This is a genomic window from Acetobacter tropicalis (genome assembly GCF_001580915.1).
Classification (GTDB): Bacteria; Pseudomonadota; Alphaproteobacteria; order Acetobacterales; family Acetobacteraceae; genus Acetobacter; species Acetobacter tropicalis.
Window position 1 is genome coordinate 24,963 of sequence record NZ_LHZQ01000215.1, and the last position, 15,867, is coordinate 40,829.

The window sequence follows — 15,867 nt, forward strand, 5'->3', positions numbered from 1 at the left end:
AAACCTCATGAAAAAGGGCAGTGCACTCATCCGGGTGCTACTGCCCTTTTTTATACAGTCTTATGCTACCACTCAGGCGGACAGGCGCGCGTCCAGCAGCGCCTTGGCTTCTGCTTCGGCCGCTTTCATGCAGGACAGCAAACGGTCACGGATTTCGTCCAGCCGCTTCTTGTCTGTAATTTTAAGCCCGAACAGATCTTTCACATAGAAAACGTCAACAGCCCGCACGCCATAAGTGGTAATATGGGCAGAGGCGATCTGAAGGTTTTCCTCGCTCATGGCCGCTGTAACGTCATGCAGCAGGCCGGGGCGGTCCCGCCCGTTAATCTCGATCACGGTGTACGTGTTGGATGCCCCGTTATCGATCACCACACGCGGCGGCACATGGATGGCCCGCATCCGCAGCGGCATATGGCCAAACCCGGCCCGGGCAATTTCCGTCCCGATATCAAGCTGACCGCTCAAGGCCTGTTCAATAAGGGAAGACAGACGCGCAAGCCGATGCGTTTCTTCATACGCGCTGCCTGCCGTATCCTGAATCCAGAAGGTATCCAGTGCCATGCCGTGCATCATGGTATGAATACGCGCATCCACAATGGATGCGCCGGCCAACGCCAATGCCCCGGCAATTTTGGAAAACAGGCCGGGAACGTCGATGGTATAGACGGTCACTTCCGTCACCCCGCGCGCAGGCAGAGGCAGCACCTCAACCGTCAGCGGCGCATCCTTGGCATCAGCCTCGCGGATCAGACGGGCATGGCGTTTGTGTGTCTCATGATCGAAGGAGAGCCAGTAACCGGCATAGCCCAGATCAAGAAAGCGGTTGATGTCACTTTCCGGCACCCCGTCTTCGGCCAGAATTTCAGCCGTTATTTCCTTGGCATGGCGTACGCGCACATCGCGCTCGGTTGTGGCCAGCCCGCCCGCCAGCACTTCTGCCACGCGCACATAAAGCTCCCGCAGTAGCGTGGCTTTCCACGCGTTCCACACGCGGGAACTGACGGCGCGCATATCCACAATGGTCAGCAGCAACAGCAGGCGCAGCCGTTCCGGTGACTGCACGATATCCGCAACGTCCAGAATGGTTTTGGGGTCATCAATATCGCGCTGGAACGCAGTATGGCTCAGCAGCAGATGATGCAGCACAAGCCAGGAAACCGTTTCCGTTTCCTCGCCAGACATCCCCAGCCGAGGGCAGAGATCGGCGGCTATTTCCGAACCAATCTCCGAATGATCGCCACCCCGGCCCTTGGCAATGTCATGCAGCAGCACGGCCATATAGAGCGCCCGGCGGGAATGCAGCCCCTTTACCAACTCATACGCAACCGGAATTTCATCCGCCATGCGGCCAGAGGCCACTTCATCCATGATGCGGACGGCCTCTATCGTGTGCTCATCCACGGTAAACACATGATAGGTATCAAACTGCATCTGGCCCACAATACGGGCCCAATCTGGGATAAGACGACCAAAAATACCGGTTTCATTAAGGATATGCAGCCAATGGGCGTGACCGGGTGGTGTGGGTTGCTCATAAGAGGGAACAGCCGTGGCAGCCACCTCTCCCTCCGGCACGGCAGCTTCCTTCCGGCGACGTGGGGGTTCGAGAGAAGTTGTTTCCCCGCACAGCAAATCCAGAAAAATACGCGCCGCTTCCGGGTCATCACGCAACGCAACAGCCCGACGCTCCCAGCGGATCAACTGATGCCGGGCCAGAGGATGCAGCGGTCTGCGCCGCAGGCGCGCCCAGTCCAGCAACTGCATCATTCTGATGGGTTCCTGATCGAACGAGATACCCCGTTCGGGCAGAATTTGCCCATCCAGCAACGTAAAGCCTGCTTCCCGCATGGCCTCATCCGGCTTGGCAGCCGTGGCAACCGGTCCTTGTGCCTGCCGCAGCACGGCTGGTTCAAGCACATGGGTCAGCCGCATAACTTCACGCGCAGTCAGGAAGTAATGGCGCATGAAGCGCTCAACACCGTTCTGGCGACCGTGACGGGTATAGCCCATACGCGCGCCAATAACGGGCTGCATATCAAAGGTCAGGCGTTCTTCGGCTCGCCCGGCCACGTAGTGAAGGTGCAACCGCACCGTCCACAGGAAATCCCACGAGCGGCGCGCACGGGCGGCTTCCTGCTCGGTCAGAATCCCCATCCAGATAAAGTCTGGAGCCAGCAGGTCTGTCACATGGCGGGTGCCAAACGTGTTGCGGCACATCCAGTAGAGCGTTTGCAGATCACGCAGCCCGCCGCGCCCTTCCTTGATATTGGGCTCGACCAGATAAGGGCTGTCTCCAAACCGGCGGTGCCGTTCCAGCCGCTCACGCCGTTTGTCCTGAATAAAGCCAGCAGGCCCTGCTTCCACACACGCCACAATGTAACGCGCTTCAAACATGGCGAAGAGCGCGGCATCACCCGTCAACAAGCGCGCATCCAGCAGAGCCGTACGCACCGTGCTGTCCTTACGCGCTTCTTCAATACACTCGCTTATGGTGCGCGTAGCATGCCCGACCTTTAAGCCCAGATCCCACAGGAAATAGAGCACATATTCCACCAGCCGATGGGCAGCTTCCACATTATCTTCTTCTGTCAGAAACAGAAGATCAATGTCGCTGAACGGGGCAAGAAGTCCGCGTCCATACCCCCCGGTGGCCGCTACAACCAGACGGCCCGCTGGACGATGATCCGCTTCTTTTTCTTCAGCCCCATTCGCTTGCCCTGTGGCCCGCAAAGCCAGATCGACAATGCTGCGGAGCATCACATCCGTAAACGCGGCAATCAGCTTGGCCGCCCCTGTGCCCTTGAGCACATGCTGCTCAAACCGGCTGCGGACATCCGCCTGATAGCGCCCCAGATGCCGACGAAAAATGGCAACGGCTTCATCACGCGGTGGAATAGCCGCGTCTTCTGGTGTGGCGTCCCTCAATTCCCGGGCAAGGCAAGCCGCCAGCCCCTCCGGAGTAAGGAGAGCCAGTGCGGTGACATCGGGCTGCCCGGAGGCAGCTGGTGCGGGGGAAGTCGACATTGGGGTCGGATTCTGCTCCTGAGGACGGTCTTTATTTAGTGGAGATCCACATTACCCGTTAACGGGACTGCTTTCTTCCTGAACGGCCTGCTTATGAAGCTCGTACAGAATATCCAGCGCCGCACGTGGTGTAAGGGTATCTGGATCAACCTCTGACAAACGCTTTCTTAACGTATTTTCTTCTTCATGCGGTAATATCTTCTGCGTGTCGAACAAGGGTAACGGCTTGGGACCTGTCGCATGCTCGCGTTCCAGTTCCTTCAATAGCCGCCCGGCCCTGTCCACAACGGATGCAGGCACACCCGCCAAGCGCGCCACATGTACACCCCAGCTTTTTTTTGCTGATCCCACAAGGACTTCGTGCAGAAAAACGATCTGCCCGCGCCATTCCCGCACCGCCATGGTGTGCGGAGCCAATCGTGGCAGAGTATCCACAAGATCGGCCAGTTCGTGGAAATGCGTTGCAAAAATTGCACGGCAGCGCACTGTTGAATGCAGAGCCTCCAGCACGGACCACGCAATGGCCAGTCCATCCAGCGTGGCAGTACCACGCCCGATCTCATCCACCACCACAAGAGACCGTGGCCCAGCCTGATTGAGAATGGCGGCTGTTTCCGTCATTTCCACCATGAAGGTGGAGCGGCCCCGCGCCAGATCATCCGATGCCCCAACACGAGAGAAAAGCTGGTCTACCACGCCAATGGTGGCTTTTTCCGCCGCCACAGGAAAACCGCCCTGTGCCAGAATCACCGCAAGGGCTGTCTGCCGCAAAAAAGTGGATTTACCGGCCATGTTCGGCCCGGTCAGCAACATCACGCGCCGATTGGGAGAAAGATCACAGCCGTTGGGCGTAAAGCGCGTGCCTTTGGGTAGAGCAGATTCCACGACCGGATGGCGGCAGGCCTGAAGATCAAACGCGGTATCATCTGTCACATCGGGGCGGCACCAGCTTCCGCCAGCCGCCAGCATGGCGCAGGACTGCATCACATCCAGAACAGCCAGTGCCTTAGCCAGAACCGGTAGGGTCTGCTCCGCCAGAATGGCCTCTACCAACGCATTGAAAACCGCCTTTTCACGTGCCGCAGCCCGCTCGGCAGCTTCGGCAATACGGGCATCCAGCCCAGCCAGTTCTTCCGTGGAGAAACGGGCATTGCTGGCCGTGCCTTGCCGGAACATCAGATCATCCCGGTCTTTCATGCGGCTGCTTGCCCCTACGGGGACCTCAATCACATAGCCAAGCTGGGCATGATGTTTGATTTTCAGACTCGCCACGCCGTAGCGGCTGGCATATTCGGTCTGTAACCCGGCCACAACACGGCGGGAATTGTCACGCAGACCACGGTAGCCATCCAGCTCTCCATCATAGCCTGCTGCAATCACGCCACCATCATCCAATCGGGCCGGGAGATCTTCCGCCAGCGCCCGAACAAGTTCAGCCTCCAGTTCCTGTGCCCCGCCAAGGCTTGCCGCTGCTTTCGACAGATAGGGCGGCAGGCGAGAGACATCACCCAAAGCTGCTGCGGCTGCCCGCGCCGCGTGCAGGGCATCCCGAATGGCAGAAAGATCACGCGGTTGCCCGCGCCCCAGAGACAGCCGCCCTAAGGCGCGCGCAACATCCGGCGCTTTTTTCAGGGCATCCCGCAACGCCGTGCGACAACTGGCGGAGTCCCGCAGCCAGCACCAACCGTCCTGACGGGCTGCAATACGACCAACATCGGTGAGAGGAGCCGAAAGCCATTCCGCCATCAGCCGCGCACCTGCGGCGGTTACGGTCTGGTTCACTGCGGAGAACAGCGTGTGTTCCATCCCGCCATCACGCGCGCGCAGCAGATCAAGGCTGGCGCGGGTGGCCGGATCTATACCCAGAATACCACCATCCGTCTGCGGTGTAGGGTGCGTCAACCGGGGCAGCTTTCCGGCCTGACTGCGCTGCACGTAATCCACGGCCACGGCGGCGGCCATGGCTTCCTCATCCGAAAATGTGCCGAACGCATCTACGCTGGCGACATCAAATGCGGACGCCAGCCGTTGGCGGGCGGCTTCTACCCCCGGCACCAGAACCTCCGGCGCACGACAGGCGTCAAAATCTCCCAGCGCCAGATCGGCTGGGGCCAGAATTTCTGCCGGGTCCAACCGCCCGAGCAGACCTGCAAGGGAAGCCTGCGTTACACTTGCCGTTTCAAACAAACCTGTGGACACATCAATCCACGCAGCCCCAAGCGGCGTATCCGCCTGCACTTTCTGAGCTTTTTCCGCGCCCTTGCCTTTGCGGCCTCGGCCTGTGGAGGCCGGACCTTCCACCAGCGCCAGCAGCAGATTGGAACGGCCGGGTTCCAGCAGTTCATCTTCCGTCAACGTGCCGGGGGTGACAACCCGCACCACAGCACGCGCCAATGGGCCTTTGGCCGCGCCTTTCCCCTTGCGCGGCGCCTCCGTCTGTTCGGCCACAGCCACACGGAAGCCCCGGCGAATCAGGCGCGCCAGATAGGCGGGAGCCGCTGCAACCGGCACACCGCACATGGAGATTGGCTCACCAGCATGGGTGCCGCGTGCTGTCAGCGCGATATCCAGCGCTGCGGCTGCGGCTGTCGCATCGTCAAAAAACAGTTCGTAAAAATCGCCCATGCGAAAAAACAGCAGGGCTTCAGGATTTTCCGCCTTCAGCGCAAACCATTGCGCCATGGCGGGGGTGGCGCCCTCAGGAGAATAACGTTTCATCCCATTATCATAAGGGCGTCTTCTGGCGGAGCAACCGCCTTCCTGCACTCTCGCGCACAAGAGCGCGCAAGGCCTGCGTTACGGCCTCGACTGGCTGCTGCCACGGAGAGGCTCCTTCCCTTGGCTCGGATTGCCCGAATACACGCAGACTCGGGTACCAGAGATTATGAGGCTGACCGTCTGCGCCTATCGCGGTCGATCCTTTTTCCCATCGCCAGTCTCCACCAAAACGGTTGAGCAACCAGACGGGCTTTCCCATCATGCCTGCCAGATGGACAATAACCGTATCCACCGTAATCACCACATCCAGCCCCGCCATAACACGGGCGGTTACCAACATATCCCCCTCCGGCAACGGCAGGATTGGAAAAGAGGGTGCCTCCCCCTGCTTCTGGAGGGACTGAAAAGTGACACCCTCCACCTCAGCCAATGGCATCAGCCCATCAGGCGCAAGAGAGCGACGGCGATCAAATCGGTAATCAGGGTTACCAGACCAGCACAGACCAACCTTCAGAGCGGCATCATCCGTTTTTTGTTCCGCGCCAGCCAGAGAAGCGGGGTCACAAACAGTCTGCCACGACAAGGGCATAGCCAGCCCCAGCACATGCGGGAGGCTCAGCAGGGAGCATGCGGCCACCGCCCCATACTCCCGCGCTTTCGCTCCTGCAGGCAGCACTGTGACACCTGTCTGCCGGGCATAAGCTGTTGCGCTCACCAATGCCTGCAAACTTTCTGGTACCGCCAGAATCACAGGAGCCCGTGAGGCAGCCGGGAGGACATACCGAAGGAACTGCACCGTATCCCCCAGCCCTTGCTCGGCGTAGAGCAGCACCGGAGCCTGCTGAGGTTGACCGTCCCATGACGGCAGGTTTTCAGTCCGGCCTGCTGGCAAGATCTGCTTGCGCGCCTCAAACCGTTTCCATCCTTCCTGAAAGTGCCCTTCCGCCAGTAGGAGTGTGCCAAGATTGAACGTAGCCCGCGCCTTGTCCTGTTCAGATGCCGCAGAAGTCATGCTGTGCCGGAACATGGTCTCAGCTTCCTCACGTCGTCCCAAATCGGCCAGAACGGTGCCGTAGTTTACGGCCAATCGCGCATCCACCGGCCTTAACCTGCAAGCGGCACCCAGTTCTTGCTCCGCTTGAGGCAAAGCTCCCAATGCCATGAGCACCAACCCCAGATTGCTGCGCGTTTCTGCCGCGTTGGGATTGCGGGCTGCCGACTCCAGCAAAACAGAGCGTGCCTGATCAAACGCGCCTGTGGCGAACAAAGCCGCCCCATAGTTTGCAAGTGCTGCGGCATCATGCGGCAAGGCCGTGGCAACCGCCGCAAAGTAAGGCTCCGCCTGCGCCGTGCGACCTGCCCGCTCCAGCAGCAGAGCATGCTGGTTTTGCGTGAAGATATCCTGCGGCGCGAGCGCCACAGCGTTTTCAGAAATCTGCAAAGCCTCCGCTGTCTGCCCATGTCGCGCCAGAAAAGCCGCAAGCTCCAGATGTCGTGCAGCCTCCAGCGGCCGAAGCCGCAGGGCATTACGTAAAGCCTGCCCTGCATCCACCAGCCTGCCCTGCGCTTCCAGAATCTCTGCCATGGCCTGATGCGCGCGAGGGTCTCGCGGTGTCCCAAGCACAGCAACATGCACAGCCGCTCGGGCAGGTTCCACATGCCCCAAGGCCAACAGCGCCAACCCCAGTGTAATGTGAAAATGCGGTTCTGGCGTGATGTGAATGGCCCGCCCTGCCAACCCTACAGCAGACTGAGCATCACCCCCTGCCCGCGCAACGCAGGCCATGGCATGCCAGGCTTCGGCATCCTGACTGTTCGCACGCAGGAGGCTCCGCAGCATCTCTGCAGCCCTTTCGGCATTGCCCCCAGCCAACAAAGCCAGAGCGACAGAAACAGAAGGGGCTGTAGTGGTCTCTGAGCTTTGAGGCATGAAAAATGGTAGCACCTTGGATAAAACAGAGTGTGGATCATACACAACGAACGGCCCCCTTTTGTCTGAGCCACGTTTGCTGCCAGCAGAACCTGTTTGTCATGCTCAGGTCATTCCGTCCGACAGGTTCCTGATTTATGATCCGGTCCCATGAATAAAGCCTATCAGAGCCTTGAGCGCCACTTTGCCCGTCTTTCCTCCCTGAGCGATGCCCTTGGCATCCTGTGCTGGGACAAGGAAGTGATGATGCCCCACGGCACGGCAGACCGCCGTGCGGATAATCTGGCCATTCTGGAAGGATTGCGTCATGAAATCCTGACAGCACCGGAAATGGCCGACCTTCTGGCCGAGGCCGACGCTGGTGAGGACCTATGGCGACGCGCCAATCTGGCCGAAATGCGCCGCGTTCATACCCACGCCACGGCCCTGCCGGGCGATCTGGTGGAAGCCTGCACCCAAGCCACAACGCGGAGTGAGATGGCGTGGCGCGAAGCCCGGCAGAACAGTGACTTTGCCGGTTTTCTGCCGCATCTGACCGAAGTGCTCAACCTCACCCGACAAGTAGGAGAGGCCAAGGGGGCTGCTCTGGGCCTTTCCCCCTACGATGCCTTGCTGGATTCGTTTGATCCCGGCACGCGGCAGACAGATATTGACCCCATTTTTGCCCGCCTGCGCACGGAACTGCCCGGCCTGATTGCCGCGGTGCTGGAAAAACAGACTTCCTTGCCTGCCAGCATTCCCCTTGAAGGTCCGTTCCCCATTGCACGGCAGGAGGCTCTCGGGCGCAGGCTGATGCAGCAACTTGGGTTTGACATGACCCGTGGGCGGCTGGACGTGAGTGCTCACCCCTTCTGCGGAGGGGCCACCCACGATGTACGCCTGACTACCCGGTATGAAGAAGAAGACTTCATTCCGGCCATGATGGGTGTGCTGCATGAAACCGGGCACGCCATGTATGAACAGGGCTTGCCGCAGAACTGGCTCTCGCAACCTGTAGGACAGGCCGCAGGTATGACCGTGCATGAAAGCCAGTCCCTGATGATTGAAATGCAGGTCTGCCGATCCCGCGCGTTTGTTGAGTGGGTCGCCCCTCTATTGCGTCAGACTTTTGATGTAGCAGAAACCACCCCATCATGGCAGCCAGACAATCTGCACCGTCTGCTGACCCACGTTCAGCCGGGCCTGATCCGGGTAGACGCGGATGAAGTGACTTACCCGGCCCATATTCTCATCCGCTATGACCTCGAAAAAGCGATGATAAAGGGAGATCTTGCGCTGCATGATCTGCCTGCCGCTTTCAATGACGGAATCCACAGTCTCCTGGGCCTGAGTGTGCCCGATGACCGGCGAGGTTGTTTGCAGGACATCCACTGGCCCGAGGGGCTGTTTGGTTACTTCCCCTGTTATGCTCTTGGTGCTCTGGCATCCGCACAGTTGCGCACGGCCGCGTATCAGCAGGATGCCAGCCTGGCTCCTGCCATCGCACAGGGCAATTTTGCGCCGCTGATGCAATGGCTGCGTACCAATGTGCACAGCCGCGCCAGCAGTGCGTCCATGCCGGAGATCATCCGGGCAGCAACGGGTACCCCTCTCAGCGCAGATGCCTATCTGGCACACGTGCGCCGCCGCTATCTGGATCATGCACCAGACGCCTGAGTCTCTGCGTCTCCAGCCGCTTCTTCGCTGTGCTCCCGTGCGCCATGCGAAGAATGCGGTTGTGGGAGACATCAAAACAGGCTGAGACTACACCCATGCTTCTGCCGACACGCCATAAGGCGCTCCCTGATCTCTGCTCCGTTCAGCCCTCATCCCGCACGGCAGGCCGTGTCGTTCTGGCTGCCCTCGCCACCGTCAGCCTCACGCTGTTGCAGCCGGCACGTCCGGCTCTTGCTGTGCATATGCCCAAAGTGGCGGAGCTTCCTGCCTCCGCGCTGGAACCGTTCACGCAATCTGACAAACAGGTTTGGGATGCGGTGGTCATGCTGCCGGATGGCCGTGCGCTGCTGGAAGCCCCAATCTGGGTAGGCAATACCGGACCACAGTTGTCCGTGCGCTCTGCAGATGGCAGTTTTGCGCCTTATCCTGATGCCGCATGGAACGCGGAAGACGGCGATGCCAGCAAACGCATTGTCTCCATTGCGGGCATGACCCTTCTGGCAGATGGCACCTTATGGGTGCTGGATAGTGGCATGCCCAATCATAAAGCCGCTGCTGTTGCCCCGGCCAAACTGATCCAGATTGATACCAGACAGAATACCGTGGTGCGTGTTGTGCCCATTGAAGCCTCGGCCCTGCACAAGGACAGCGTTCTCTCGGGCGTGGCCGTGCACGAAAACACGGCCTATGTGGCCGATTCTGGCGTTGCGGGTGTGCTGGTGATTGACCTTCCCTCCGCCTCCGCCCACCGTTTTCTGGACCGGCATCCCGCCATCAGCGCGACACGCCCCATCATGACGCCCAGTGGCCCGGTTACCACGGCAAACGGAAATCTGCTGGCCATTGACTCCAGCATGATCGCCGTCAGCCCGGACGGAAAATGGATTGTGGTGCAGCCCCCCGGTGGCTACCTCTCCCGAGTGGAAACAACCATTTTCACAGACCCGGATGTCACCCCTGCCGCCATGGAAGAAAGCGTGACGCAGTGGTATAAAACGCCGTCTCTGGGTGGCATGACCATCGGGCCGGACGGCACACTATACTGGTCAGATATCAGCACCGGCAGCATTCTCAGCTATACAATAGGCCGTATTCCACGGCGTTTGATAACCGACCCACGCCTGAAATGGCCCGCCACACCTGGTCTGGACACAACCGGCCATCTGTATGTTCCTGCCGCCCAGCTGAACCACACGGCAGCCTTCCAGAACGGAAAATCCTCAGTCGAATGGCCGGTAACCGTTTACAAACTGACGCTGCCCACCACCTCGCCACCCACGTAAGCGCAGCAGGTTTCACGCCTCCTGCCGTCTCGCGCTTCTCTCTGTTCCGACCTTGCTCTGAGGTCGGGAAGAGTGTGGCGTCATGCCAGCCCGCAAAAGGGTGACGCAAACAGTGCAGAAGCCTACTTCGCGCCACTCTTTATTCAGGGTATAACCCGCGCATGCGCTATATTTCGACCCGGGGGAAGGCTCCCGCTCTTTCGTTTTCCGATGTCCTGCTGGCAGGTCTGGCCGAAGATGGCGGCCTGTATCTACCGGAAACCTGGCCCTCATTCTCCCTGTCAGAATGGCAGGCCATGCGTGGGCTGCCCTACCCTGAACTGGCAGCCCGTGTTCTGGCGCCGTTTGTGGGGGACGATATTGATGAAGCCACCCTGCGCCGCCTGTGCGCACAGGCTTATGCCGGGTTTGACCATCCCGCCATTGTGCCACTGACACAGGTGGAAGATGGCCTGTTTGTGCAGGAATTGTTCCACGGCCCCACGCTGGCCTTCAAAGACATGGCCATGCAGGTGCTGGGCCAGTTGTTTGAACATGTGCTGACCCAGCGTGACAGCCACGTCACCATTGTGGGCGCAACATCAGGGGATACCGGATCGGCTGCTATTGAAGCCTGCCGCGGACGCAAACGGCTTTCCGTGGTCATTCTGCACCCCAAGGGTCGTACCTCCGAGGTACAGCGCCGCCAGATGACCACCGTTCTGGACGCCAATATCACCAATCTGGCCGTTGAAGGCACGTTTGATGATTGTCAGGATCTGGTCAAAGCCTGCTTTGCCGATGCGCCTTTCCGGCAGGACATGCATCTTTCCGCCGTCAATTCCATCAACTGGGCCCGTATCGCCGCGCAGGTGCCCTACTATGTGTATGCCGCCCTGAACTTCGGCGCGCCGGAACGGGAAGTCTCTTTTGCCGTGCCCACAGGGAACTTCGGCAACATTCTGGCCGCATGGACTGCACGCAAGATGGGCCTGCCCGTGCGCCATCTGTGCGTAGGCTCCAACCGCAACGATATTCTGACCCGCTTCCTGAACGCGAATGACATGACCATGAAAGAGGTTGTTCCCAGCCTCTCGCCCTCCATGGACATTCAGGTTTCTTCCAACTTTGAACGGCTGCTGTTTGAGCTGCTGGGACGTGATGCCGAAGCCTGCGCCCGGATCATGACCACCTTCCGCACCAGCGGGCACATGGACGTCCCGCCTGAAGCATGGAATACGGCGCGAGAACTCTTTTCCGGTCTGGCCCTTGACGATGCAGGGACGGAAACCGAAATCAGGACCCTGCACCAGCGTTCCAACTATCTGGCAGACCCGCACAGCGCCATTGGCATTGCCGCAGGCCGACGCTTCCGTGAACCAGGTGTTCCTATGGTGGCCATGGCAACCGCTCACCCGGCCAAATTCCCGGATGCCATGGTTGCGGCAACAGGGATTCATCCCGCCCTGCCCGTGCATCTGGAAGACCTTTTCTCGCGCGAGGAACGGTATCGCACCGTTCCGGCCACGCCAGATGCCGTAAAAGATGCGGTGCGCGCCGCTGTTCTGTCTAACGCTGCATAATTTCTTTCTTTTTCAGGCCGCCTCCCCGCGGCCTTTCCTTTCAGGACAAGAATGACTGACCCGATCAATCTGACCCGTCTGCCCTCCGGCCTGACCATTGTAACTGAACGAATGGAACGGGTAGAAACCGTCTCATTCGGGGCGTATGTGTCCACCGGCACGCGCGATGAAACGGCGGAAGAAAATGGTGTGTCCCACTTTCTGGAACACATGGCGTTCAAAGGCACCACAAGCCGCTCCGCCCTGCAGATTGCGGAAGAAATTGAAAATGTGGGCGGCCATATCAACGCCTACACCGCGCGGGAACAGACAGCCTTCTACGTCAAGCTGCTGAAGGAAAACATGGATCTGGGCGTTGATATCATTGGTGATATCCTTACCCACTCCACCTTTGATCCGACTGAGATCGAGCGGGAACGCGGCGTGATCCTTCAGGAAATCGGCCAGGCAAATGATACGCCGGATGATGTGGTGTTTGACCATTTTCAGGCCACAGCCTTCCCTGACCAGCCCATGGGCCGCCCCACGCTGGGTACGGAAGATCTGATCCAGTCCATGAGCCGTGATACGCTCATGTCCTACATGCGCACACATTATACGGCTGAAAACATGGTGGTGGCGGCTGCTGGCAACCTGCACCATGAAGACGTTGTAGAACGCGTGCAGCGCCATTTTGCAGACCTGCCGCTGACATCACAGATCCCAACCCCACCCTCGCTTTATGGTGGAGGCGAATTCCGTCAGGAAAAGGATCTGGATCAGGCCCATGTGGTTCTGGGCTTCCCGTCCGTCGGGTATAATGACCCGGATTATTACGCCACACTGCTACTTTCCATGGTTCTGGGCGGCGGCATGTCCTCCCGCCTGTTTCAGGAAATCCGGGAAAAACGTGGGCTGGTTTATTCCGTCTATTCCTTCAGCGCCCCCTTCATTGATGGCGGCCTGTTCGGCATTTACGCGGGCACGGGTGAAAAACAGTGTGCCGAGTTGGTGCCTGTAACCTTGGAAGAACTCCGCAAGGTCCAGCTTTCGGTCGGGCAGGATGAATTGCTCCGGGCACGGGCACAGTTGAAAGCCTCCCTGCTGATGTCTCTGGAAAGCACAGGCAGCCGGTGTGAGCAGATTGCACGCCAGCTTCAGCTTTTTGGCCGTATCATCCCGGTTGCGGAAACCGTGGCACGGGTTGAAGCCGTAACCCCGGCTGATATCTGCCGCGTGGCTGGCCGTATCTTTACCCAGCAGCCCACCTTGGCCGCCCTTGGCCCGGTCAGCCATGTGCTGCCCCTGAACACCATTGCGGAGAAGCTTGCAGCATGAGCGCACAAACCCTCGAAAAGATCTCTGATCTTGTCCGCCGTGCGCGCACTGCCGGAGCCGATGCTGCCGATGCAGTCTTTGTCTCCAGCACCGCCATAGGCGCGGGGGTCCGTAACCGGGTTACGGAAGAACTGGAGCGATCAGAAACAACAGATCTGGGCCTGCGTGTCTTCACAGGCCGGAAATCTGCCATTGTTTCCACCACCACGCTTGATCCCAGCCGGTTTGATGGCTTGGTGGAACAGGCTCTTGCCATGGCCCGTGTGCTACCTGAAGACCGTTTTGCCGGTCTGGCCCCGCACGCGCTTACCGGCACGCTTACCTCCAACACGCTGGACCTGACCGATACGGCCGAGCCTGATGCCAATGCCCTGCTGGCCCGCGCCCGTGAGGGGGAAGAAGCTGCTCTGGCCGTCAATGGCGTGACCAACAGCGCTGGTAGCAGTGCATCCTGGGGGCGCACGGACATCGCGCTGGTCACCTCGCAGGATTTTGCAGGCACTTATGCCCGCACCCGCCATTCCACCTCTGTCTGCGTGCTGGCGGGCAAAGGTGAGACCATGCAGCGCGATTACGATTACCACGGCACGGTGCATCTGGCTGATCTGGACAACGCTGCTGTTCTGGGCCGCAGTGCCGGAGAAAAAGCGGTAGCTCGCGTTAATCCCGTCCGTCCCCGTACAGGCCGCTACCCGGTGGTGTTTCATCCGCGCGTGGCCAACAGTTTTCTGGGGCATTTTATTGGTGCCATCAATGGTTCCTCCATCGCCCGTGGTACGTCTTTTCTGAAAGAAAAACTGGGCCAGCGTCTGTTTGCTGAAGGCGTCACCATAACGGATGATCCCACGCGCCACCGTGGGCTGCGCTCTCGTCCGTTTGACGGCGAAGCAATGCCTGTGGCGCCATTGGAGTTGGTGCGTGACGGCGTGCTGCAAACGTGGATACTGGATACGCGCAGCGCCCGCCATCTTGGCCTGGAAAGCAACGGACGCGCGGCACGTGGCACGTCTGGCCCGCCTTCCCCTTCTGCCACCAATCTGTCCTTTGGTCCCGGCACGCTCAGCCCGGAAGAGTTGATGGCGGATATCAAGGAAGGGCTGTTCATTACCGAGATGATGGGCTCCTCCATCAATGGTCTGACGGGCGACTACAGCCGAGGCGCATCCGGCTTCATGATCCGTGATGGCCAAGTTGCCGAGTCCGCAGCCGAGTTCACTCTAGCCGGGAACCTGCTGGAAATTTTCGCGTCCCTTACTTTAGCGAACGATTTACAGTTCCGTTTTGGCACCGACGCCCCCACATTAAGGGTAGAAGCCCTGAGTATTGCCGGGGCGTGATGACCGTCTGGAGACACAAGACCTCGTGAAAAAGCGCACTCTCTCTTCCGCTCTTGCCGCCTTGATGACCGTGAGCCTGCTCAGTGGCCCACTGGCTTATCATGCTGATGCGCGGCCCGGACAAGGCGGCTCCATGGGCAGCCGCGGGAGCCGGACCTGGAGCGCTCCCCCGCCCACACGCACCACGCCTTACGGGGCTGCGCCGATGGATCGTTCCATTACGCCGCGCACACCCGGGCAAAGTGGATACGGGGCGCAGGCCCCTTATCAGCAGGGTATGTTCAATCAGGCCATGCGCCCGCGCCACCCGTTCCTGACCGGCTTTGCTGGCGGGATGCTGGGCGCAGGTCTTTTCGGGCTGCTGTCCGGCCATGGATTCTTTGGTGGGGTTCACAGCTTTTTCGGGCTGATCGGTCTCATGCTCCAGATTGCTCTGGTTGTGTGGATCATCATGTGGCTGGTGCGGCGGTTCTCCGGCAACCGTACGGCGAGTAGTGCCGGAGGCGGGCTGGGCTTTACGCCGGGAACCAGCTCTCCCCCTCCCTCCGCTGGCGGAACGCCCGCAGCAAGATCCGGCACTCTGCCTATTACCACCAGTGACTATCAGGCTTTCCAGCAGACATTGCTGGATATCCAGACTGCGTGGAACCAGCAGAATATTCCAGCCATGCAGCAGATGGCCACGCCGGAGATGGTCTCTTATTTCAATCAGCAGCTTGCAACACTGGCCGCTCAGGGGGCCCGCAATGTTGTCTCTGATGTTCATTTCATTCAGGGCGATCTGGCGGAGGCGTGGCAGGAAGGCGGCATGGATTACGCGACCGTTGCCATGCGCTACAGCCTAATTGATCTGACAACCAACGCCACCGGCCAGGTTATTGAAGGCAGCTCCACTGAACCGGTGACAATAACCGAATTGTGGACCTTCACTCGTCCGTCTCGCGGCGGGCGCTGGCTGCTTTCCGGTATTCAGCAGACACGCAGCTAAAACCTGCATTTTCCTCCCGGTCACATCTGATCATGTGAACCGGGAGCTTTTC

9 protein-coding genes are annotated in these 15,867 nt (G+C 59.6%); 6 read left to right on the forward strand and 3 right to left on the reverse strand.

Features of this window, described 5'->3' with window-relative positions; translation table 11 throughout:
- Window positions 1-72: 72 nt before the first annotated feature.
- Genes AD944_RS11625 through AD944_RS11635 form a run of 3 tightly spaced genes read right to left on the reverse strand, consistent with a single transcriptional unit; the run spans window position 73 to window position 7,672 of the window.
- Window positions 73-3,024: a [protein-PII] uridylyltransferase gene (locus AD944_RS11625; RefSeq protein ID WP_045542227.1), complete on the reverse strand. Its 2,952-nt coding sequence runs from the start codon at window positions 3,022-3,024 to the stop codon at window positions 73-75.
- A gap of 51 nt (window positions 3,025-3,075) precedes the next feature.
- Window positions 3,076-5,742: a DNA mismatch repair protein MutS gene (mutS, locus tag AD944_RS11630; protein WP_045542228.1), complete on the reverse strand. Its 2,667-nt coding sequence runs from the start codon at window positions 5,740-5,742 to the stop codon at window positions 3,076-3,078.
- A 7-nt stretch (window positions 5,743-5,749) separates the two neighbouring features.
- The gene (locus AD944_RS11635; RefSeq protein WP_045542252.1) at window positions 5,750-7,672 is read right to left on the reverse strand and encodes a tetratricopeptide repeat protein; all 1,923 of its coding nucleotides are present in this window, start codon (window positions 7,670-7,672) and stop codon (window positions 5,750-5,752) included.
- A 150-nt stretch (window positions 7,673-7,822) separates the two neighbouring features.
- Between AD944_RS11635 and AD944_RS11640 the strand changes: the two genes are divergently transcribed.
- The 6 genes from AD944_RS11640 to AD944_RS11665 all read left to right on the forward strand — a co-directional run bounded on the left by AD944_RS11640 (window position 7,823) and on the right by AD944_RS11665 (window position 15,815).
- Entirely contained in the window at window positions 7,823-9,328 is a 1,506-nt protein-coding gene (locus AD944_RS11640; protein ID WP_045542229.1) for a carboxypeptidase M32, read from the forward strand.
- A 95-nt stretch (window positions 9,329-9,423) separates the two neighbouring features.
- Complete coding sequence (locus AD944_RS11645) at window positions 9,424-10,611, forward strand: L-dopachrome tautomerase-related protein (protein WP_082741206.1); 1,188 nt, start codon at window positions 9,424-9,426, stop codon at window positions 10,609-10,611.
- Window positions 10,612-10,772: 161 nt separating this feature from the next.
- On the forward strand, window positions 10,773-12,173 hold the full coding sequence (gene thrC / locus AD944_RS11650) for a threonine synthase (protein WP_045542230.1): 1,401 nt from the start codon (window positions 10,773-10,775) through the stop codon (window positions 12,171-12,173).
- Between the two features lie 51 nt (window positions 12,174-12,224).
- Window positions 12,225-13,490: a M16 family metallopeptidase gene (locus AD944_RS11655; protein ID WP_006559744.1), complete on the forward strand. Its 1,266-nt coding sequence runs from the start codon at window positions 12,225-12,227 to the stop codon at window positions 13,488-13,490.
- Window positions 13,487-14,827 carry a TldD/PmbA family protein gene (locus AD944_RS11660; RefSeq protein ID WP_045542231.1) on the forward strand — a complete coding sequence of 447 codons (1,341 nt, stop codon included), beginning with the start codon at window positions 13,487-13,489 and terminating at the stop codon, window positions 14,825-14,827. The genes AD944_RS11655 and AD944_RS11660 overlap by 4 nt, the downstream gene beginning before the upstream one ends.
- A 25-nt stretch (window positions 14,828-14,852) precedes the next feature.
- Entirely contained in the window at window positions 14,853-15,815 is a 963-nt protein-coding gene (locus tag AD944_RS11665; RefSeq protein ID WP_045542254.1) for a Tim44 domain-containing protein, read from the forward strand.
- Window positions 15,816-15,867: the final 52 nt, after the last annotated feature.

What these genes read in the sequence shown, in the direction of transcription:
- AD944_RS11655 (WP_006559744.1), top strand. Translation starts at nt 12,225, where the DNA reads ATGACTGACCCGATCAATCTGACCCGTCTGCCCTCCGGCCTGACCATT.
- AD944_RS11640 (WP_045542229.1), top strand. Translation starts at nt 7,823, where the DNA reads ATGAATAAAGCCTATCAGAGCCTTGAGCGCCACTTTGCCCGTCTTTCC.
- mutS (WP_045542228.1), bottom strand. Translation starts at nt 5,742, where the DNA reads ATGAAACGTTATTCTCCTGAGGGCGCCACCCCCGCCATGGCGCAATGG.
- AD944_RS11660 (WP_045542231.1), top strand. Translation starts at nt 13,487, where the DNA reads ATGAGCGCACAAACCCTCGAAAAGATCTCTGATCTTGTCCGCCGTGCG.
- AD944_RS11645 (WP_082741206.1), top strand. Translation starts at nt 9,424, where the DNA reads ATGCTTCTGCCGACACGCCATAAGGCGCTCCCTGATCTCTGCTCCGTT.
- thrC (WP_045542230.1), top strand. Translation starts at nt 10,773, where the DNA reads ATGCGCTATATTTCGACCCGGGGGAAGGCTCCCGCTCTTTCGTTTTCC.
- AD944_RS11625 (WP_045542227.1), bottom strand. Translation starts at nt 3,024, where the DNA reads ATGTCGACTTCCCCCGCACCAGCTGCCTCCGGGCAGCCCGATGTCACC.
- AD944_RS11635 (WP_045542252.1), bottom strand. Translation starts at nt 7,672, where the DNA reads ATGCCTCAAAGCTCAGAGACCACTACAGCCCCTTCTGTTTCTGTCGCT.